The following is a 19963-nucleotide window of genomic DNA, read 5'->3' as shown; positions in this document are numbered from 1 at the left end:
ACTTGAATTGACTGAATACCGGCCCTTCTTCAATGCAGGTCCAGCACATCCTGCATGTCATACAGGCCCGGTGCGCGCCCATCCAGCCACAGGGCTGCACGAACGGCCCCCTTGGCGAATGTCATGCGGCTGGAGGCTTTGTGAGTGATTTCCACACGCTCGCCCTCGGCAGCGAACAGCACGGTATGGTCCCCTACCACGTCCCCGGCGCGTACGGTGGCAAAGCCGATGGTCTCGCGCTTGCGCGCACCGGTCTGGCCTTCGCGGCCGTACACGGCCACTTTTTCCAGGTCCCGGCCCAAGGCCTTGGCCACCACTTCCCCCATGCGGACAGCTGTACCTGAAGGCGCATCCACCTTGTGGCGGTGATGGGCTTCCAGAATCTCGATGTCCACGTCATCGCCCAGTACACGGGCGGCGGTGTCCAGCAGCTTCAGGCACAGGTTCACACCAATGCTGAAGTTAGCGGCGAACACGATAGGGATGTCCTTACCCGCCTCAGCCAGGCGTTCCTTTTCCTCGGCACTGAACCCTGTGGTGCCAATAACCATGGCCTTGCCCGCCTTACGGCAGAAAGCCAGGTTTTTCAGGGTCACCGTGGGGTGGGTGAAGTCGATCAGTACATCGAACTCTTCCGCCACGCGGGCCAGGTCACCGGAAATCGGCACGCCGATCCGCCCCAGCGCAGCCAGCTCACCCGCATCAGCGCCTACCAGGGTGCTGTCCGCCCGGTCGATGGCGGCAGTGAGCCCGGCGCCAGGCGCCTGCTGCACGGCCTCGACCAGGGTTTTCCCCATACGGCCAGCGGCCCCCATCACAGCTATACGTCGCATCAGTGAATCCTTTTGATCGTTGGCTTCAGAGGTCGCCAAAGAAGCGCTTCATACCTTCGAACCAGCCACTGGCTTTGGGCGAATGCGTGGTGTTGCCTTCCAGGGATGCCCGGAACTCTTCAAGCAACTCGCGCTGACGGCGATCCAGGTTGACCGGCGTTTCCACAGCTACACGGCACAGCAGGTCACCTGGCGAGCCGCCACGCACTGGCGCCACACCCTTCCCACGCAGGCGGAACTGCTTGCCGGTTTGCGTGCCATCCGGGATCTTGAGCTTCACTCGACCGTCGAGCGTAGGCACTTCCAGCTCCCCACCCAAGGCGGCATCAGTAAAGCTGATTGGCACTTCGCAGAAAAGGTTTTTGCCGTCGCGCTGGAAGATCGCATGCTCGCGCACGTTGATCACCACATACAGGTCGCCGGTAGGACCACCCTGCGCGCCCGCCTCGCCCTCACCGGACAAGCGAATACGGTCGCCTGTATCTACCCCTGGCGGCACTTTTACGGAAAGGGTCTTGAATTCCTCGACACGCCCTTCGCCATGGCAAGCGTCGCACGGGTCGGAAATGATCTTGCCCTGGCCATGGCAGCGCGGGCAGGTCTGCTGCACCGAGAAGAAGCCCTGCTGCATGCGCACCTGGCCAATGCCGGCACAGGTAGGGCAGCTGATGGGCGAGGAACCTTTCTTGGCGCCATTGCCGTCGCAGACCTTGCAGTTGACCAAGGTGGGAACACGGATACTGACGGTGGTGCCGCGCACGGCTTCTTCGAGGTCCAGCTCCAGGGTATAACGCAGGTCGCTGCCACGCTGCGCGCCGCCACGGCCGCCCCCGCGCCCGCCAGCGCCGAAGAAGTCACTGAACACGTCGCCAAAGATGTCGGAGAAGTTAGCGCCGCCAAAGCCTTGGCCACCGCCACCCATCTGGGGATCTACCCCAGCATGACCGTACTGGTCGTAGGCAGCGCGCTTGCTGGCATCGGACAGCACTTCATAAGCCTCGTTGGCCTCCTTGAAGCTTTCTTCTGCCGCTTTGTCACCCGGGTTGCGATCCGGGTGAAGCTTCATCGCCACTCGGCGATAGGCTTTCTTAAGCTCGGCTTCGCTTGCGCCCCGCTCTACCCCCAGTACCTCGTAATAGTCACGCTTAGCCATATGGTTGTTCACACCTTGAATAGATTTCGCCAATGCCCGCTGTGCGAGCGGGCAGGCAGGTTCCTTACGTACTCACCTCGTAGGCGCAAAGCTTGGCGCCTACAGGCGGCTTTGGGGAACCTTGAAATTCCTGTACCCCAGACACGCCAACGCGGGAGCCAAGGCCCCCGCGCGGCGACATGCTACCAGTCACCACACGTATGCAGGAAACCGGCCGATCACAAGCAGTACTTACTTGTTGTCTTTCACTTCTTCGAACTCGGCATCGACTACGTCGTCGTGCTTCTTCGGTTCTTCACCGGCAGGCTGGGCAGGGGCTTCCTGACCGGCGTCGGCGTACATCTTCTGAGCAACAGGCGCAGTCACCTTGGACAGCTCTTCGATACGCGCTTCGATGGCCGCCTTGTCGTCACCTTTCACTGCTGTTTCCAGTGCGGCAACAGCCGTTTCAATGGTGGTTTTCTCTTCAGCGGTTACCTTGTCGCCGGCTTCGCTGACCATCTTGCGGGTGGAGTGCACCAGCGCGTCGCCCTGGTTGCGAGCAGCGGCCAGTTCTTCAAACTTGCGATCTTCCTCGGCGTTGGCCTCGGCATCACGCACCATCTGCTGAATCTCTTCCTCGGACAAGCCAGAGTTGGCCTTGATCACGATGGACTGTTGCTTGCCAGTGGCCTTGTCTTTGGCGCCTACGTGCAGAATGCCGTTGGCGTCGATGTCGAAGGTCACTTCGATCTGAGGAACACCGCGCGGTGCCGGTGGAATCTCGCTCAGGTCGAACTTGCCCAGGGACTTGTTGGACGTAGCCTGCTTACGCTCACCCTGCAGCACGTGAATGGTCACAGCGCTCTGGTTGTCGTCTGCGGTGGAGAACACCTGAGACTTCTTGGTCGGGATGGTGGTGTTCTTCTCGATCAGCGGCGTCATCACGCCACCCATGGTTTCGATACCCAGGGTCAGTGGGCTGACGTCCAGCAGCAGCACGTCCTTCACGTCACCGGCCAATACGGCGCCCTGGATAGCAGCACCCATCGCCACGGCTTCGTCCGGGTTCACGTCTTTACGTGCTTCCTTGCCGAAGAAGTCGCTTACCAGTTTCTGGACCAGTGGCATGCGGGTCTGGCCGCCTACCAGGATCACGTCGTGGATGGAGCCCACGTCGATACCAGCATCTTTCAAAGCAATGCGGCAAGGCTCGATGGTGCGCTGAACCAGGTCTTCCACCAGCGCTTCAAGCTTGGCGCGGGAGATTTTCACGTTCAGGTGCTTCGGCCCGGTGGCATCGGCCGTGATGTACGGCAGGTTCACGTCGGTGGACTGGGACGAAGACAACTCGATCTTGGCTTTTTCAGCGGCTTCTTTCAGGCGCTGCATGGCCAGCGGGTCGCCCTTGAGGTTCATGCCGCTTTCTTTCTTGAATTCGTCTACCAGGTAGTCGATCAGCCGGATGTCGAAGTCTTCACCACCCAGGAAGGTGTCACCGTTGGTGGCCAGTACTTCGAACTGATGCTCGCCGTCCACTTCCGCGATTTCGATCACGGACACGTCGAAGGTACCGCCGCCCAGGTCATAGACGATCACGGTATGGTCGCCGCGTGCCTTGTCCATGCCGTAGGCCAGGGCTGCTGCAGTCGGCTCGTTGATGATGCGCTTGACGTCCAGGCCTGCGATACGGCCGGCGTCCTTGGTAGCTTGGCGCTGGCTGTCGTTGAAGTAGGCCGGCACGGTGATGACCGCTTCGGTCACGGACTCACCGAGGTAATCTTCGGCGGTCTTCTTCATTTTCTTCAGCACTTCAGCCGAGATCTGTGGCGGAGCCATTTTCTGGCTGTTCACCTCGACCCACGCGTCGCCGTTGTCAGCCTTGGCGATCTTGTACGGCACCATCTTGATGTCTTTCTGAACGACCTCTTCTTCGAACTTGCGGCCGATCAGGCGCTTCACCGCATAGAGGGTGTTGTGCGGGTTGGTGACCGCCTGGCGCTTGGCCGACTGCCCTACCAGCACTTCGCCGTCGTTGGCGTACGCAATGATGGACGGCGTGGTACGCGCGCCTTCAGCGTTTTCGATGACTTTGGCTTTGCCGTTTTCCAGCACGGAGACACAGGAGTTGGTTGTCCCCAGGTCAATACCGATAATCTTGCCCATGTATGAAACTCTCCCGACACTTTGAATTAGGTTGCCGCGCCAGTGGTGGCTGTACGCGGTAGCACTCGAACGCTTGACGACTAGATGGGGGCCGCTTTACGGATTTCAAGCCTTCTCGTCGATCGAAGGCGTGGCCGGTGCCACAGGCTTGCTGACCACGACCATGGCCGGGCGCAGCAGGCGACCGTTGAGCTGGTAACCCTTCTGGAACACCTTGAGTACGGTGTTGGGCTCCACGTCGGCGCTTTCCTGCATGGCCATGGCCTGATGGTGTTCGGCGTTGAACGGCTCGCCGTGCGGGTCTACCGACTCGGCGCCGTAGCGCTTGAGGGTATCGGCGAACATTTTCAGGGTCAGTTGCATGCCTTCGCGCATGGGGCGCAGGGCTTCATCTTCACCGCTGGACAGCTCCAGGCCGCGCTCAAGGCTATCGACGATGGGCAGCAGGTCACCGGCAAACTTCTCCAGCGCAAACTTGTGCGCCTTTTCCACATCCTGCTCGGCACGGCGGCGGATGTTCTGCACATCAGCGGCAACGCGCAGTGCTTTGTCTTTTTCGGCGGCCAGTTGCTCTTCGAGCGCCTGCACCTGTGCAGCGAGGTCGTCGCCCGTGGCTTCTGGTGCCGGGGTGAGGTCCGGGTTCTGTTCGTCCAGAGTCTTTTCTTCAGCCATGGAATTCTCCTTTGAGTACGTCGGCGAGCAATACCTCGCTGGATGCCGGCTATATGGGGCCGTGATCGCGAGGTTCAAGGGCTGAGGCGTGAGCAAATTCACAGCTGGGCGCTGAACGGCTATCGGATCGCCCTGTAGATGGGATTGTCAGGCGCCCCAATAGCACTGTATAAATAACCAGACCTTCACGCCTTGGGGATCGTGACCATGCTGGTACACCTGTCCGTTCACAACTACGCCATCGTTGAACACCTGGACCTTGAACTGGAACGCGGGATGAGCGTGATCACCGGTGAAACAGGTGCTGGCAAGTCCATCATGCTCGATGCCCTGAGCCTCACCCTTGGTGCCCGTGCAGACAGCGGCGTAGTACGCCCTGGTGCCGACAAGGCGGATGTGCTGGCGACCTTCGATGTCACCGACATCCCCGATGCGCGCGCCTGGCTCGCCGAGCGGGACCTGGAAACCGACGCCCACTGCATTCTGCGCCGGGTGATTACCAGCGAAGGCCGCTCCCGTGCCTACATCAATGGCACACCCAGCCCCCTGGGTGACCTCAAGGCGCTGGGTGAGCTGCTGATCGACATCCATGGCCAGCACGAGCATCAAACCTTGCTCAAGCCAGACACGCACCGCCGCCTGCTGGACGAATTCGCCGGCGCCAGCGACCTGGCCCGGCAAGTGATGCTGGCGGCCCAGCGGTGGCGGCAGACCCGCCAGGAAATTCACCGCTTATCCAGCACCAGCGATGAGCAACGTGCGCGCCATCAGTTGCTCAGCTACCAGCTGGAAGAACTGGAAAACCTGGCACTGGGCGAAAACGAACTGCAGGAACTGGAAGACGCCCAGAGGAACCTTGCCAATGCCGAGGGGCTGTTCGCCACCAGCCGGCAGGTGGTGGAGCAGTGCTCGGAAAGCGACGCGGGCAACATCATGGACGCACTCAGTGCCTGCCTGAACCGGCTCACCTCAGTGGACAACCCGCCTCGCGCCTTGCAGGAAGCGGCGAACATGCTGGCCTCGGCTCAGATTCAGGTCGAAGAAGCAGTGGGTGAACTGAACCGCTTCGTAGACAACTTCGAAGCCGACCCTGCGCGCCTGCAACTGGTCGAAGAGCGCCTGGACACTATTTATACCTTGGCGCGCAAGCACCGCATTCAGCCGGCCGAAGTCGCGGCCCTGCAACAAAAGCTGTTTGACGAAGTGGAAAGCCTGGCAGCGTGTGATGAGTCCATCGAGCGCCTGGAGGGCGAGTTGGCAGCCTTTGCCCGGCATTACCAGGAAAAGGCGGTCGAGCTCAGCGCCCTACGCGCCGACGCGGCGCAGCGGCTGGCAGGGGCAGTGGAAGAAGAAATTCACCGGTTGGGCATGCCCGGCGGTCGCTTCCGTATCGAATTGAAGCCCCATGACGGCAAGGACCTGCACCCCAATGGCCTGGAAAGCACAGAGCTGATGGTAAGCGCCAACCCAGGCCAGCCTATCAAGTCCCTGGCCAAGGTCGCGTCGGGGGGCGAGCTGTCGCGTATCAGCCTGGCCATCCAGGTGATCACTGCTCAAACTTCGCGTACCCCTACCTTGGTGTTCGACGAAGTGGACGTGGGCATTGGTGGCCCTACCGCAGAGATCGTGGGCCAGTTACTGCGCCGGCTGGGCGATCGCGGCCAGGTGCTGACCGTGACGCACCTGCCCCAGGTAGCCGCTCAAGGGCACCATCACCTGTTCGTGCACAAACTGCGTGGCAGTGACGAAACACGCACCGCCGTTCGCAGCCTGGCCAGGGCCGAGCGTATCGAGGAAGTGGCGCGCATGCTGGGTGGGGTAGACCTGACCAAGGAATCCATCGCCCATGCCAAGAAAATGGTGGTCAGCGCCAAGGGTTGATCGGCAAAGCTATGCTTTGAGCCGGTTGCTTGCTGCGGGACCGGCTATAGCCGAAGGCGTAGACCGGGAACCTTGCGCGCGCTGTTGCCGAAAGGCCAACCCAAAATAAACAAAACCCCGCGTTGATAGCGGGGTTTTCGTTGGTTCAGCCTAGTGACTTGCGCTTGCGCACGTACAGCACCAGGTTGTGGTCCATCAGGTCGAAGCCGTGCTCGGCCACGATCTCCTTCTGGCGCTTCTCGATTTCACTGTCGAAGAACTCGATCACCTCGCCCGACTCCACGTCGACCATGTGGTCATGGTGGCCGCCATCGGCAAGTTCGAACACCGCATGGCCACCATCGAAGTTATGGCGAACCACGAGCCCGGCAGCTTCGAACTGGGTCAGTACACGGTACACCGTGGCCAGGCCAACATCTTCTCCCGCTTCCATGAGGGCCTTGTACACGTCCTCAGCGCTCATGTGGCGCTGCTCGGCCGAGTCAAGCATTTGCAGGATCTTGACCCGTGGAAGGGTCACCTTGAGGCCTGCTTTTCGTAATTCGTTGTTTTCAACCATGGTCAGCTTTCTCGCCGATGCTGCTTCGCAGCTTGATTCAATGCGGGTATGATCGGGGCTTTGTTGACCCAGCCAAGATAGTGGAAGTCGCCCACCGATGCAAAACACCAAGCACTTGCTTACCAGCCTCACCCTCGTGAGCCTGCTCGCACTCGCCGGTTGTTCGTTCCCCGGGGTTTATAAGATCGACATCCAGCAGGGCAATGTCGTCACGCAGGACATGATAGACCAGTTGAGGCCTGGAATGACCCGGCGGCAAGTGCGGTTTATCATGGGCAACCCCCTGTTGGTGGACACCTTCCATCCCAACCGCTGGGATTACCTGTACAGCATGCAGCAAGGTGGCGCCCGTCGGCAGCAGGAGCGTGTGAGCGTGTTCTTCAATGGCAACGACCAGCTGGCCAGCCTGTCGGGTGACTTCATGCCAGGTGTGAGCCGCGACGACGCCATTCTGGGCAAGGACAGCGCTGCCCCTGCCGACCAGGCACCTGCCCAGCCACAGCAGCAGCCAGAAACACCGCCCCAGCCAGGGTCGCTGCTTGATGACATCCAGCGTGATGTGGACCAGGCCAAGCCGATTCCCGTGCCTAGCCCGCAGCCGATCGAAAGCTCGCCGCGGTAACAGGCACCTGCAAAAAAGCCCGGGCTAATGCACCGGGCTTTTTTTTTGCTTTCAGCTTTTGCTAACTCGTGGCCTCAGCCATTGAGCTGTTTGGCCCGCTGGCAGAATGCATCCACTAGCGTGTTGGCAGCCTGGTTGAACAGTGGCCCCAAGGTAGCGCGCACAATCGGGCCGTCATAGTCGAAGGCCAGGTCCAGGCTGATCTTGCAGGCTTTCTCACCCAATGGCTTGAATACCCAGATGCCATGCAACTGGGTGAAGGGCCCCTCCTCCAGGTTCATCTCGATGCGCTCGCCCGGCACCAGCTCGTTGCGAGTTACCAGGCGCTGGCTCAGGCCACCCTTGGCCACCTCCAGGCTGGCGCGCATGGACGTTGGCGTGCTGTCCAGCACCTTGGTGGACGAACACCACGGCAGGAATTCCGGGTAGCGCGCAACGTCGTTCACCAAGTCGTACAGGGCCTGGGCGGGATAAGGAAGCAGGGCGGAACGTTGAATATGGGTTGTCATGGACGCGTCATTTCCAAAGCTGGGCAGCAAATACGATGAGGATGCCGCACGGCGCCACATAGCGCATCAAAAAGAAGGTCGCCTCGAAGGCCAGCGGATGCCGCATGGCCAGCTCGTCGCGCACCGCAGCGCGCCCCATCACCCAGCCGGCGAATACCGCAAAGCACAGCCCGCCGAGCGGAAGCATGATTCGTGAGGTGAAGAAATCCACCACCCCAAAGAAGTCCAGGCCTGCCTGGGCTCCCCATTGATAGAGGTGAAAGCCGGCGGCATCGTTCACGAAAAATTTGGCTTCCTTCCACAGGTTGAAGGAAAACACGGTGCCCAGGCCGAACAGCCAGCAGGCCAGCGCCAGCCAGGTGGAGACCCAGGCGCGAGAGATTTTGTGCCGCTCCACCAGGTACGCCACCATGGGTTCGAGCAGCGAAATGGCTGAGCTCCAGGCAGCGACACCTACCAGAATAAAGAACACCACGCCCATGACCTGGCCGAAGGGAACGCTACCGAAGGCATAAGGCAGGGTTACGAACATCAGGCCCGGCCCTTCGCTGGGATTCAGCCCGGCTGCGAACACGATGGGGAACAGTGCAACGCCTGCCAACAGCGATACGAAGGTGTCCAGCAGGGCCACGGAAACGATAGTGCCGCCAATGGACGCGCTTTTGGGCATGTAAGCCCCGTAAATCATGATCGAGCCCACGCCCACGCTCAGGGAAAAGAACGCATGGCCCATGGCGGGCAGCAACCCGTCCAGCACCTTGCTGGCGTCAAAGTCAAACATGAAATGCAGGCCTTGCATGAAGTGCCCGGTGGTCATGCTGTAACCCAGCAGCACCAACAACAGTACGAACAGCAGGGGCATCATGATGCGCAGGCTGCGCTCCAGCCCCCCGACCACGCCTTTGGCGATCACCACGGCCGAGGTGAACATGAACACGCTGTGCCAGAAGATCAGTCGCAGCGGGTCCCCGATCACATTGCCGAAATAGGCCCCTACCTGGTCAGGCGTGACACCTTGGAAATCCCCTTTGGCCATGTCCAGGATGTAGTCGAACGACCACCCGCCCACCACGCTATAGAAGGACAGGATCAGCAAGGCCGTGAGCATGCCGGCGAAGGCCGCCCAAGACCAGGCCGCAGGCTGGCCTACGTCCCGCGCCAGGGCAGCCAGGGCATTGGCCGGGCTTTGCCGGGCACGGCGGCCGATCAGGGTTTCGGCCAGCATCACCGGCACGCCGATCAGCGCAATACACGCCAGGAACACCAGTACGAACGCACCGCCGCCGTACTCGCCCACCATGTAAGGGAATTTCCAGATGCTACCCAGCCCGACCGCAGAACCGGTAGCTGCCAGGATGAATACCCAGCGGCTGGCCCAGCTTCCATGGACGGATACCTTTTCACTCGACATCCGTTTACTGCCCCTGAACAAAAATGAGCGCGCATTGTCCGGGATTCGTCGTGGCGGCTCAACCTGCTGTAATCGCTTTGAAACACGCCCAGGCCATAGCCGAGCGCCAAAGTTGCCCCTATAATGCGCGCCCTATGGCCAAGCAAAAGAAGCACCCTACGGGGACAATCGCGCTGAACAAGAAAGCGCGGCACGACTATTTCATCGAGCACCGCTTCGAAGCGGGGCTGGTACTCGCCGGTTGGGAAGTCAAAAGCCTGCGGGCGGGCAAGGCGCAGCTGGTCGACAGCTATGTGCTGCTCAAGGATGGCGAAGCCTGGTTGTTCGGCTCGCACTTCACGCCGCTCACCGCCGCCAGCACCCATGTGATTGCGGACCCTACCCGTACGCGCAAGCTGCTGCTCAACAAGAAAGAGCTGGAGCGTCTGCATTCCTCGGTACAGCAGAAAGGCTACGCCGCCGTGTGTACCGCGCTGTACTGGAGCAAGCACCTGATCAAGTGCGAAATTGCACTGGGCAAGGGCAAAAAGGAATACGACAAGCGCGACACCGAGCGCGAACGCGATTCTGCCCGCGAGATCCAGCGCGCCGTGCGCAACAAGGGCAAGGGCGACGAATAGCCCTTCGCACTTTGTTTCCATGTGGGCGCGCGAACACCGCTTTCGCGCGCTTCGCACGCGCCGCGCTCTGTGGGAGCTGGCGACAGCCTGCGAACACGCTTTCGCACGCGCCTACAGCGGCCTATCCTCGCAATCTCACTAGAACGTCGCTCAAGGTCGAACTAACCTCACATCAGCACGTGTGAATGGGCAGCCCCCATTCGAGCCAAACGCGCCCGCGCCTACCTATAACAAACCGGGCCACTGCGGAGCACACACCTGATGAGCGAGCTCTATTACAACGCCGCGCCCAACGCGACCCGCGTGGCCGCCCCTGTAGCGCCTCCGCGAACGTATCCCACGGCCAAGCCCGCCCGGGTGTACCTGTTCGGCACCTGTGTAGTGGATATTTTCTTCCCCAGCGCAGGCCTGGACGCGATCCGGCTGCTGGAGCGCGAAGGCATCACTGTTAACTACCCCCAAGGCCAAAGCTGCTGCGGCCAGCCGGCCTACACCAGTGGCTACACCGACCAGGCCCGTACCGTGGCTGCCGCACAGTTGGCGCTGTTTGCCGAGCCCTGGCCGGTGGTGGTGCCGTCCGGCTCCTGCGCGGGCATGTTTCGCGAGCACTACCCTACCTTGTTCAAGGGCGACCCGGTACGGCGTGAACAAGCCCAGGCCCTGGCCGACCGTACCTATGAGCTGGCGGAGTTCCTGCTGCACGTGTGCCAGGTCACCCTCAACGACCAAGGTGCCCCCCTCAAGGTCGCGCTGCACACCTCCTGCTCGGCCCGCCGCGAAATGAACACGCACCTGCACGGCCGCGCACTGCTAGCCCAATTGAGCCAGGTGGAGCGGGTGGACCACAGCCACGAAAGCGAATGCTGCGGGTTCGGCGGCACGTTCAGCGTGCGCATGCCGGACATTTCCGGCGCCATGGTCGCCGACAAAACCCGCTACCTGATGGATTCCGGTGCCGACCAGGTCATCACCGCCGATTGCGGCTGCCTGATGAACATCAACGGTGCCCTGGAAAAACAACAGCAGCCCCTGCGCGGGCAACACCTGGCCAGTTTTCTGTGGCAACGCACCGGGGGTGCCCAATGAACACCGCCACCCGTATTCCGGCTCTGGAACTGCCCAGCACCTTTCGCGAGCGCGCCCATATAGCCCTGGGCGATAGCCAACTGCGCGGCAACTTCCGCACGGCCATGGATTCGCTCATGACCAAGCGCGCCCTGGCCTTCGCCGACGCCGAGGAACGCGAGCAGCTGCGCACCTTGGGTAACGCTATTCGTGCCCGCGCGCTCTCCAAGCTGCCTGACCTGCTGGAAACCCTGGAACGCAACCTCACCCGCCAAGGCATTCAGGTGCATTGGGCCGAAACGGTGGAACAGGCCAACGAGATTGTGCTGGGCATTGTGGCTACCCATGAAGCGCGCCAAGTGATCAAGGGCAAGTCCATGGTCAGCGAGGAAATGGAGATGAACGACGTGCTGGCCGCCCAAGGCATCGAATGCCTGGAAGCGGACATGGGCGAGTTCATCGTGCAGCTGGACCACGAAAAACCCTCCCACATCATCATGCCCGCTATTCACAAGAACGCCGGCCAGGTCGCGTCCCTGTTCGAGCGCAAGCTGGGTGTGGAGTACACCCAGGACGTGGATGCGCTGATCCAGATCGGCCGGCGCGTGCTGCGGCAGAAGTTCTTCGAGGCGGACATCGGCGTGTCCGGCGTGAACTTCGCTGTCGCCGAAACGGGCACTCTGCTGCTGGTGGAAAACGAAGGCAACGGCCGCATGGTTACCAGCGTGCCCCCGGTGCACATTGCGGTCACCGGCATCGAGAAGGTGGTGGAAAACCTGCGGGACGTGGTGCCGCTGCTGTCCCTGCTCACACGCTCGGCGCTGGGCATTCCTATCACCACCTACGTGAACATGATCTCCAGCCCGCGCAAGGCCGGGGAGCTGGACGGCCCCGAGGAAGTGCACCTGGTGCTGCTGGACAACGGCCGCAGCCAGGCCTTTGCCGACGGCGAACTGCGCCAGACCCTCAACTGCATCCGCTGCGGCGCCTGCATGAACCATTGCCCGGTGTACACCCGCGTGGGTGGCCATACCTATGGCCAGGTGTACCCCGGCCCTATCGGCAAAATCATCACCCCCCACATGGTGGGCCTGGAAAATGCCCCCGACCACCCCAGCGCCTCGTCCCTGTGCGGTGCCTGCGGCGAAGTGTGCCCGGTCAAGATTCCCATCCCGGCCCTGCTGCGCCGCCTGCGGGAAGAGAATGTCAAAGCGCCCGCCGAAGGTGCCCCGCTGCTGCGCGGCCAAGGCAGCAAATACTCACGCAAAGAACGCCTGGCTTGGAACACTTGGGCGCGGCTTAACAGCTCGCCACGGCTATACCGCGCCTTTCTGAAAATGGCCACACGCCTGCGCGCACTGGCCCCTGCCGCCGCAGGCCCCTGGACGCAGCACCACAGCGCGCCAACGCCTACGCCCCGGTCCCTGCATGAGCTGGCGGCCGAGCACCTGAACGGGAAAACGCCATGAGTGCGCGGAACAGCATCCTCAACACATTGCGCGCCAGCCTGCAGGGCACCGCCCCCATTGTGGATAACTTCGATGCCGCCTTGGTGACTGCGCCCTGGACCTACCCACCCGAAGAACGTATCGCCCGCCTTCGCCAACTGATGGAAACGGTGCACACCGAAACCCACGTCACCACCACCGGCCGCTGGCCCCTGTTGCTCGCCCAACTGATGCACACCAAGGCAGTGGACAGCCTGCTTATTGCCCCCGCCACCGCCCATGGCCGCCAATTGCTCTGCGCCTGGGAGGACCTGCCCGACGCCCCGCACACCCACGCCTACGACCGGCCCATCGAACAGTGGAAAGCCGAGCTGTTCAACGACACCCCGGCCAGCCTCACCGGCACCCTGGGTGCCATTGCCGCCACGGGCAGCCTGATCCTGTGGCCCACCGCCGACGAGCCCCGGCTGATGAGCCTGGTGCCCCCGGTGCATTTCGCGCTGCTGAAGGCCAGCGAGATCTACAGCAACCTGTATGAGGTGATGCAGCGGTTCAACTGGGCCAGCCAGATGCCTACCAACGCCCTGCTGGTGTCCGGCCCGTCGAAAACCGCCGACATCGAACAGGTACTGGCCTACGGCGCCCATGGCCCGAAAGACCTGGTGGTAATGATTCTGGAGGATGCATGAGCCTGCCGGCCGCGTTCATGGCCACGGTTGAACGGCTGACTCCTGCGGCACGCCGCTTCACCGACCCCATGGCCCTGCTGGCCTATGGCACCGATGCCAGTTTCTATCGGCTGCTGCCCAAGCTGGTGGTTCGCGTTGAATACGAAGCCGAAGTGATCGACCTGCTGCGGGCAGCAGCGGCCGAGCGCGTGGCCGTCACCTTCCGGGCCGCCGGTACCAGCCTGTCCGGGCAGGCTGTGAGCGATTCAGTGCTGCTGGTGCTGGGTGATCACTGGAACGGCCACAGCATTCGCCACCAAGGCGAACAGATCCGTCTGCAACCCGGCGTGATCGGCGCCCAGGCCAATGCCTGGCTCCAGCCCTATGGCCGCAAGCTAGGGCCAGACCCAGCCTCCCTCAATGCCTGCAAGGTAGGCGGTATCGTGGCCAACAACGCCAGCGGCATGTGCTGCGGCACCGCCCACAACACCTACCACACCTTGGCCGGGCTGCGGATGATCCTGGCCGATGGCACGTGCGTGGACACGGAACACCCGCCCAGTGTGTCGGCTTTTCGGCAGAGCCACGCCCCGCTGCTCGCCACCCTGCAACAGCTGGGCGAGCAGGTACGTGCCGACCACGCCTTGGCTTCACGCATTCGCCACAAGTACCGGCTGAAAAACACCACCGGCCTGAGCCTCAACGCCCTGGTGGATTACCACGACCCTGTGGATATCTTGAGCCACCTGCTGGTGGGCTCTGAAGGCACCCTGGGGTTTATCAGCGCCATCACCTACAACACTGTGGTGGACCTGCCCCACAAGGCCACAGCCCTAGTGGTATTTCCCAGCGTCGAGGTCTGCTGCACTGCTGTAACTGCCCTGCGCTGCTGCCCGGTGGAAGCCGTGGAGCTGCTAGACCGCCGCAGCCTGCGCTCGGTGCAACACAAACCCGGCATGCCCGCTTTCGTCAAAAACTTATCCCCAGGCGCCTGCGCCCTGTTGATTGAATGCGCGGCCACGTCTGTGGAAGGGGTGCACGCTCATGTGACGGAGGTAATGGCCACCCTCGCGGCCTTCGAAGTAGAACAATCCATTGCCTTCACAACCGACCCTGTTGAATACGCGCAGCTGTGGGCCATCCGCAAAGGCACCTTCCCTGCCGTAGGTGCCGTGCGTGAAACAGGCACCACGGTCATCATCGAGGACGTGACCTTTCCCGTAGAGCGCCTGGCCGAAGGCGTCAACCGCTTGCTGGCCCTGCTCGACACCCACCGCTACGACGAAGCCATCCTGTTCGGTCACGCCTTGGAGGGCAACCTGCACTTCGTGTTCACCCAAGGCTTCAGCCAGCCAGAAGAGGTCGCCCGCTATGAAGCCCTGATGGCCGACGTGGCGCAGTTGGTGGCCGTGGAATTCGGCGGTTCGTTGAAAGCCGAGCACGGCACCGGCCGCAACATGGCGCCCTTCGTGGAACTGGAATGGGGCACCCAGGCCTACCAACTGATGTGGACCCTCAAACGCCTGCTGGACCCGCTCGGCATCCTCAACCCGGACGTGGTGCTGAGCGAAGACCCACAGGTGCACCTGAAACACCTCAAACCCATGCCCGCTGCCGACACCCTTGTGGATAAATGCATTGAATGCGGCTTCTGCGAACCCGTGTGCCCCTCCCGTGGGCTTACCCTCAGCCCCCGCCAGCGCATTGTGGTGTGGCGAGACATTCAGGCACGCCGCCGCGACGGGCAAAACGTGAGCCGACTTGAACAGCAGTTCCAATACCAAGGCATCGACACCTGCGCCGCCACCGGCCTGTGCGCCGAACGCTGCCCGGTCGGCATCAACACCGGGGACCTGATCCGGCAATTGCGCGGCGCCACCGCCCGGCACCCACGCGTCGCCACCTGGGCCGCCGACCACTTCACAACCGCCCTAGCCGGTGCACGCATGGGTCTGCGCCTGGCTGACAATGCCCAACGGCTGCTGGGCGCACCTCGGGTAGTCCACTACGCCGCACGCCTGCGCACCCTAAGCAAAGGCGCCCTGCCCCACTGGCCACCTACAATGCCCCAACCGGCCATGCCCCTGCCCACCCCCACGGCAAGCCAAAGCGCCCGCCCCCGGGTGGTGTACCTGGCCGCCTGCGTGGCCCGCGCCATGGGGCCAGCGGCCACGGACCGCGAGCAGACGCCCCTTGTGGAAAAAACCTGCCAGCTACTGGAGAAAGCCGGCTACCAGGTGATATGCCCCGAAGGCCTGGAAGCCCTGTGCTGCGGCCAGCCATTCACCTCCAAAGGCTACGCCACCCAAGGCGATACCCAGCGGGAGGCACTGGTGGCCGCGTTGTTGAAAGCCAGCCGGGGCGGCCTGGACCCGGTGTACTGCGACACTAGCCCTTGCACACTGCGGCTGGTAGACACGCCCATGGACACCCGCCTGAGCCTGTACGACCCCGTGGCATTTATCCATAGCCACCTCTTGGACAAACTGGACATCACCCCACAAGCCGCGCCTGTGGCCGTTCACGTGACCTGCAGCACCCAGCGCTTAGGCCAGAGCCAGGCACTGTTGGAGATTGCCAAGCGTTGCAGCCAGCAGGTTGTAGTGCCGGAAGGCATTCACTGCTGCGGCTTCGCAGGCGACAAGGGCTTCACCCAGCCTGCACTGAACGCCCATGCCCTGCGTACATTACGCAGCGCTGTGCAGCACTGCGACGAAGGCCTGTCCACCAGCCGCACCTGTGAAGTGGGCTTGAGCGAGCACAGTGGCGTGGATTACCACAACTTGGTGTACCTGGTAGACCGCGTGTCCCGCCCTAAAACTGTGCACGCTACCTGCCTGGATACTGCCCTAAAAGGAGGCGAACACGCGGCTATCGACCAGGCAACGTACACTGATAATTCGTGTACAAAAAATAGAACCTGCACGTAGTTATAGCGGTCAATGGTTTAAGCCCAGCGCATGGGCGACCCTGGCGCCCTGGCATTGGCCAATGCGCGACTTCTTTCAAGGAGATATGCCCATGACCCGTACCCTTATCCCTGCCCTTGCTTTCTGCGCTTCGGCTTTGCTGGCTGGTCAGGCATTCGCTGCCGACGACCTGTGTGCAGCCAACCTGCAGAAAATCAACGACACCATGGCCACCGTAAAGGGCACCAACCCTGCCTTGGAAAAAACCATGCGTGGCCAGATCGACGCCGCCAAGGCTGACCAAGCCCGCGGTAATACCAAGGATTGCATTGCCAATACTGGCAAGATCCTGACCCAGCTGGACAACTACACCAAGAAAGGCGGCGCAGCCGGTAACTGATGCACTGCCTTTGCGCAGGTGGTCGACTTCGCCGACCAAAGCGCGTATGCTTCACTCACCTGCCGCCGCTGGCAGCAGGTTCGGGGCCGATCAGGATTCGACGCCGGTGATGAAACTTTAGGTGCATGCCGAGTTGGTAACAGAACTCGTAAATCCACTGTTGCAACTTTTATAGTTGCCAATGACAAATACTACGGCCGGGAATTCGCAATCGCCGCTTAATTGCGACGACTAGAACCCGAGCTTCTGGCTACTTCGGTACCAGCAGTCGCTAGGGGATGCCTGTAAACCCGAAACGTCTGTCAGATAGAACAGGATCGCCGCCTAGTACGTCGTGGACGACGCGGCTAAAACTTACACGACTCGCCCAACGCACCCTGCCCCTCGGGCGGCCGCGGGTTAACTTAGTAGAACGGGCTAAGCATGTAGTACCGACAGCGGAGTACTGGCGGACGGGGGTTCAAATCCCCCCGGCTCCACCAAATGATCAAAAAAAGACGTCCACGGACGTCTTTTTTTGTGCCTGCGATTTAATCCATGCCGCAGGTTTTGGCATGTAGGAGCGGGCAAAGCCCGCGAACAAGGCCCAAAATCGCGACGCCCCTCTAAAGCCTAACGCCCCAGCCGGTGTGGTATCCAGGCTGAGCATCTGTGATGCGCCCTCGCTGCAGCTATCTTGACTGTCGTCGACGGCCCCGAAAATACCCGTTCCCCATTCTCCAGTACACCCTCACCGACACAAGGAATGTACCCTCATACAACCCTCTCCCAAGCACCCGCTGGAACTCCACAGGCACGGATCACCACTTAAGGGCATTGCTTCCGCCACCGGATAAACGCCTTGAAAATCCATAGCTCTGCTCAAACCCCAGTTACTACGCCCGCCGCCGAAGCCGACCACTCTGCGCCTGCCCAAGCCGCGGCTAATGCACCAACCCCCAAACACACCTCCGCGCCAGTGATGCCGAACAAGCTGTTGCTGGGCAACCGCCCGATACGGATAGGCAGCATCGATCCGCCACCGGGCGACGACGGTAATTGGATAAAACGCACACTCGCCGTGGCGCTGGAACCCACCGGCGCTTCGTCCCGAATCGACACGCCGCCTGAGCACACCGGTATCACCTGCAAGGGCGACGAATGGCACGAATACCCCGCCAACCGCTTGCCCGATGAGGAAGGCGCGCCGCTGAACCCTTCGCATATGCGTGTGTTGATCAGTGCCAGTGGCCACTTGAAATTCATCGCGGAACGCCAAGCCGACAAGGGGGTAAACGCGCATGGGCAGGAGGCCCTGGTCTCCTTGATCCATGCGCCGACGTTGACGAACCTGCCGAATAAAGTGCTGGCCACTATCGTTGGATACGCTGCACCCAACACAGTTAAAGACCTCAAATCGGACAAATCGGCCTCTGTGCCACGTCCACTAAGCACCCTGGGGGAGGTCAACAAAAGGCTCCAACAGGCAGCCGTGTCAACGATGTCGACGAAGCAAAATTTCTACCTAGGCGCCGGGCCTACATTGAGTAAGTACGCGGGCGTCACCCGCGAACACCTCAAAGCGCTGGCGGCCCGTGATCCAATACAACAGCGGCTCGTGTACTTTAACTTCGTCAAATTGACGCAACTAGGGCTATCTCACGCCGATATCGTGAATGCGTCGGGCCTCAACGAAGCCGGGCTAAACGCGCTTCTCAAGCATGGCCCAATGCTCAAACACCTAGGCTTCGAGGGCGCCGACATCGTGGCGGTGGCCGACAAGCCGGAACGCTTGGCTTTTTTCGCCCACCATGAAGAGGCGCTGAAATCCCTGGCCCTCCCGGTTCGAATGTTGGACCGAATCGCTGGCGCGGCCGAGGCGACGCCACAATCTGTAGGTGCCTTGGCGGCCAATGCCTTCGCGACGTCGATGGCCGAACAGATCTTGAACAGCTCTACGAATTTTGGAAAGGGCGCGCAGACCCAACCGATAAAAGATCTGATCGCGGACGTTCTGCAAAAACTGTCGGTATCGGATGCTGCCCATCGAGACGCGGCCATCGATATCATGGTGTCTGCGCTTTCTCGCCGTGCGTTCGATCTCTCACCCTCGCATATTGCAGACTCCATTGGTTATCAGCCAGCAGTACGCGATTCAGTCGGAGCCTACGCTTTGCAACTGGCAGGAATGCGTTCCGCGCCGAAATCGAATACCTCCCCAACCGGCCCCCAGGCCCCGTGGCCAACCGACACAGTCGCGCCCTCCTATGCCGCTATCCTCGAAAAGCTGGGTGTCAAGGACATCGACATGGACGCCATGGCCGAACACCCCGAGCAGATGAAGTTCTTGGCTGAACATACCCAACCGTTAGAGAAGCTTCACTTGCCGGCAGAGGTGCTGACCCGGCTTGCCGCTGCGCCCGAATCGCCTAGCGCGCCCGCTCCCAAGGGACTAGGGGAAAACCCCTTGAATGAATCGGCGGCAAAGGCCGTTACCACAGCACTTATCGAACGCACCTACGACATGCACACTCAGGCGATGAAAGCCTTCATAGGCGTGTTCCTCCGGAAATTGGCGGTTGCCGACCCTGCGCGCCGAGATACGGCCATCACTGCCATCTCAGCGGCGCTGGTACAGCGGATGGACCATCTAAACAGTATCATCGCGCTAGAGCGCATCGAACATTCACGCAGCACGCCATCGGATCAACACGATGCTGCCCAACGTGGTCACACGACCTTTAGATTGAAAGAGTTACAAGCGTTCCACGATGAATTGCAGGCGAGCCTAGGCACGTAGCAGCGGCTATCGCAGTAGGCAGCTGTACGTTTACATCGTGGGGAGCGCGCATCCTTCGTTCCCAATACCGGTTATTTCTTCGATGCCGATCCTTTGGGTGATGTGAAGCGCCGATCCTTTCCTACGGCTAATCGTCCCTCGCTACGCTGGGACGGTGACTCGCAAGATGGGCTTCCGTAATGGCCTGGATTCGGAGGAACGGTACGACTGACACCGGCGAACCTGCCAAAAAACGCGGGAACGATTATACAAAATCTATACTTCGCTAAAACGCAGAATCCTGCTGCGA

Annotated in this window: 15 protein-coding genes, 1 other RNA gene and 1 pseudogene; 10 read left to right on the top strand and 7 right to left on the bottom strand. The window is 61.3% G+C overall.

The annotated features are described in order from the left end of the window. Positions 1-29: 29 nt before the first annotated feature. From dapB to grpE, 4 genes are all read right to left on the bottom strand, one after another. On the bottom strand, positions 30-833 hold the full coding sequence (gene dapB, locus HBH25_RS19670) for a 4-hydroxy-tetrahydrodipicolinate reductase (RefSeq protein WP_168085639.1): 804 nt from the start codon (positions 831-833) through the stop codon (positions 30-32). Positions 834-858: 25 nt separating this feature from the next. Then, complete coding sequence (dnaJ, locus tag HBH25_RS19665; protein WP_168085638.1) at positions 859-1986, bottom strand: molecular chaperone DnaJ; 1128 nt, start codon at positions 1984-1986, stop codon at positions 859-861. A 231-nt stretch (positions 1987-2217) separates the two neighbouring features. Beyond that, on the bottom strand, positions 2218-4131 hold the full coding sequence (gene dnaK, locus HBH25_RS19660) for a molecular chaperone DnaK (protein WP_168085637.1): 1914 nt from the start codon (positions 4129-4131) through the stop codon (positions 2218-2220). A 105-nt stretch (positions 4132-4236) separates the two neighbouring features. Beyond that, the gene (gene grpE, locus HBH25_RS19655) at positions 4237-4803 is read right to left on the bottom strand and encodes a nucleotide exchange factor GrpE (RefSeq protein ID WP_168085636.1); all 567 of its coding nucleotides are present in this window, start codon (positions 4801-4803) and stop codon (positions 4237-4239) included. Positions 4804-5010: 207 nt separating this feature from the next. On the opposite strand from grpE, the gene recN reads away from it, so the two are divergent. Beyond that, on the top strand, positions 5011-6684 hold the full coding sequence (recN, locus tag HBH25_RS19650) for a DNA repair protein RecN (RefSeq protein ID WP_168085635.1): 1674 nt from the start codon (positions 5011-5013) through the stop codon (positions 6682-6684). Positions 6685-6829: 145 nt separating this feature from the next. On the opposite strand, the gene fur is transcribed toward recN, so the two are convergent. Beyond that, positions 6830-7243 (bottom strand): ferric iron uptake transcriptional regulator, encoded by a 414-nt coding sequence (fur, locus tag HBH25_RS19645; RefSeq protein WP_168085634.1) that lies wholly within the window; start codon positions 7241-7243, stop codon positions 6830-6832. Positions 7244-7340: 97 nt separating this feature from the next. Between fur and HBH25_RS19640 the strand changes: the two genes are divergently transcribed. Beyond that, positions 7341-7865 (top strand): outer membrane protein assembly factor BamE, encoded by a 525-nt coding sequence (locus tag HBH25_RS19640; RefSeq protein ID WP_168085633.1) that lies wholly within the window; start codon positions 7341-7343, stop codon positions 7863-7865. 74 nt (positions 7866-7939) lie between these two features. Here the strand turns inward: HBH25_RS19640 and HBH25_RS19635 are convergent, their stop codons facing one another. Together HBH25_RS19635 and HBH25_RS19630 are read right to left on the bottom strand one after the other, a co-directional pair. Continuing rightward, positions 7940-8374 carry a type II toxin-antitoxin system RatA family toxin gene (locus tag HBH25_RS19635; protein ID WP_168085632.1) on the bottom strand — a complete coding sequence of 145 codons (435 nt, stop codon included), beginning with the start codon at positions 8372-8374 and terminating at the stop codon, positions 7940-7942. 7 nt (positions 8375-8381) lie between these two features. Next, positions 8382-9785, bottom strand: coding sequence for a sodium-dependent transporter (locus HBH25_RS19630; RefSeq protein ID WP_168085631.1), 1404 nt, complete (start codon positions 9783-9785; stop codon positions 8382-8384). A 134-nt stretch (positions 9786-9919) separates the two neighbouring features. Here HBH25_RS19630 and smpB point away from each other — a divergent pair, with 134 nt between their 5' ends. From smpB to HBH25_RS19590, 8 genes and pseudogenes are all read left to right on the top strand, one after another. After that, positions 9920-10405 carry an SsrA-binding protein SmpB gene (smpB, locus tag HBH25_RS19625; protein ID WP_168085630.1) on the top strand — a complete coding sequence of 162 codons (486 nt, stop codon included), beginning with the start codon at positions 9920-9922 and terminating at the stop codon, positions 10403-10405. A gap of 261 nt (positions 10406-10666) precedes the next feature. After that, a complete protein-coding gene (locus tag HBH25_RS19620; RefSeq protein WP_168085629.1) occupies positions 10667-11491 on the top strand; it encodes a (Fe-S)-binding protein in 825 nt (274 codons plus the stop codon). Continuing rightward, entirely contained in the window at positions 11488-12939 is a 1452-nt protein-coding gene (locus HBH25_RS19615) for a LutB/LldF family L-lactate oxidation iron-sulfur protein (protein WP_168085628.1), read from the top strand. Before HBH25_RS19620 ends, HBH25_RS19615 begins: the two co-directional genes overlap by 4 nt. Next, positions 12936-13607, top strand: a complete 672-nt coding sequence (locus HBH25_RS19610) for a LutC/YkgG family protein (protein ID WP_168085627.1) — start codon at positions 12936-12938, stop codon at positions 13605-13607. The genes HBH25_RS19615 and HBH25_RS19610 overlap by 4 nt, the downstream gene beginning before the upstream one ends. Beyond that, positions 13604-16411: pseudogene (locus HBH25_RS19605) on the top strand (FAD-binding and (Fe-S)-binding domain-containing protein); the annotation flags it as partial. The gene HBH25_RS19610 and the pseudogene HBH25_RS19605, both read left to right, overlap by 4 nt. Before the next feature lie 196 nt (positions 16412-16607). Beyond that, positions 16608-16895 (top strand): hypothetical protein, encoded by a 288-nt coding sequence (locus tag HBH25_RS19600; protein ID WP_168085625.1) that lies wholly within the window; start codon positions 16608-16610, stop codon positions 16893-16895. A gap of 82 nt (positions 16896-16977) precedes the next feature. Beyond that, positions 16978-17377, top strand: a transfer-messenger RNA (tmRNA) gene (gene ssrA / locus HBH25_RS19595). 479 nt (positions 17378-17856) lie between these two features. After that, a complete protein-coding gene (locus HBH25_RS19590) occupies positions 17857-19674 on the top strand; it encodes a hypothetical protein (protein WP_195755894.1) in 1818 nt (605 codons plus the stop codon). Positions 19675-19963 lie beyond the last annotated feature (289 nt).

This window comes from Pseudomonas quercus, from assembly GCF_012033695.1.
In the GTDB taxonomy this organism is placed as follows: Bacteria; Pseudomonadota; Gammaproteobacteria; order Pseudomonadales; family Pseudomonadaceae; genus Aquipseudomonas; species Aquipseudomonas quercus.
Note: the sequence above shows the minus strand (reverse complement) of the source record. Positions and strands in the feature narration are given on the sequence as shown.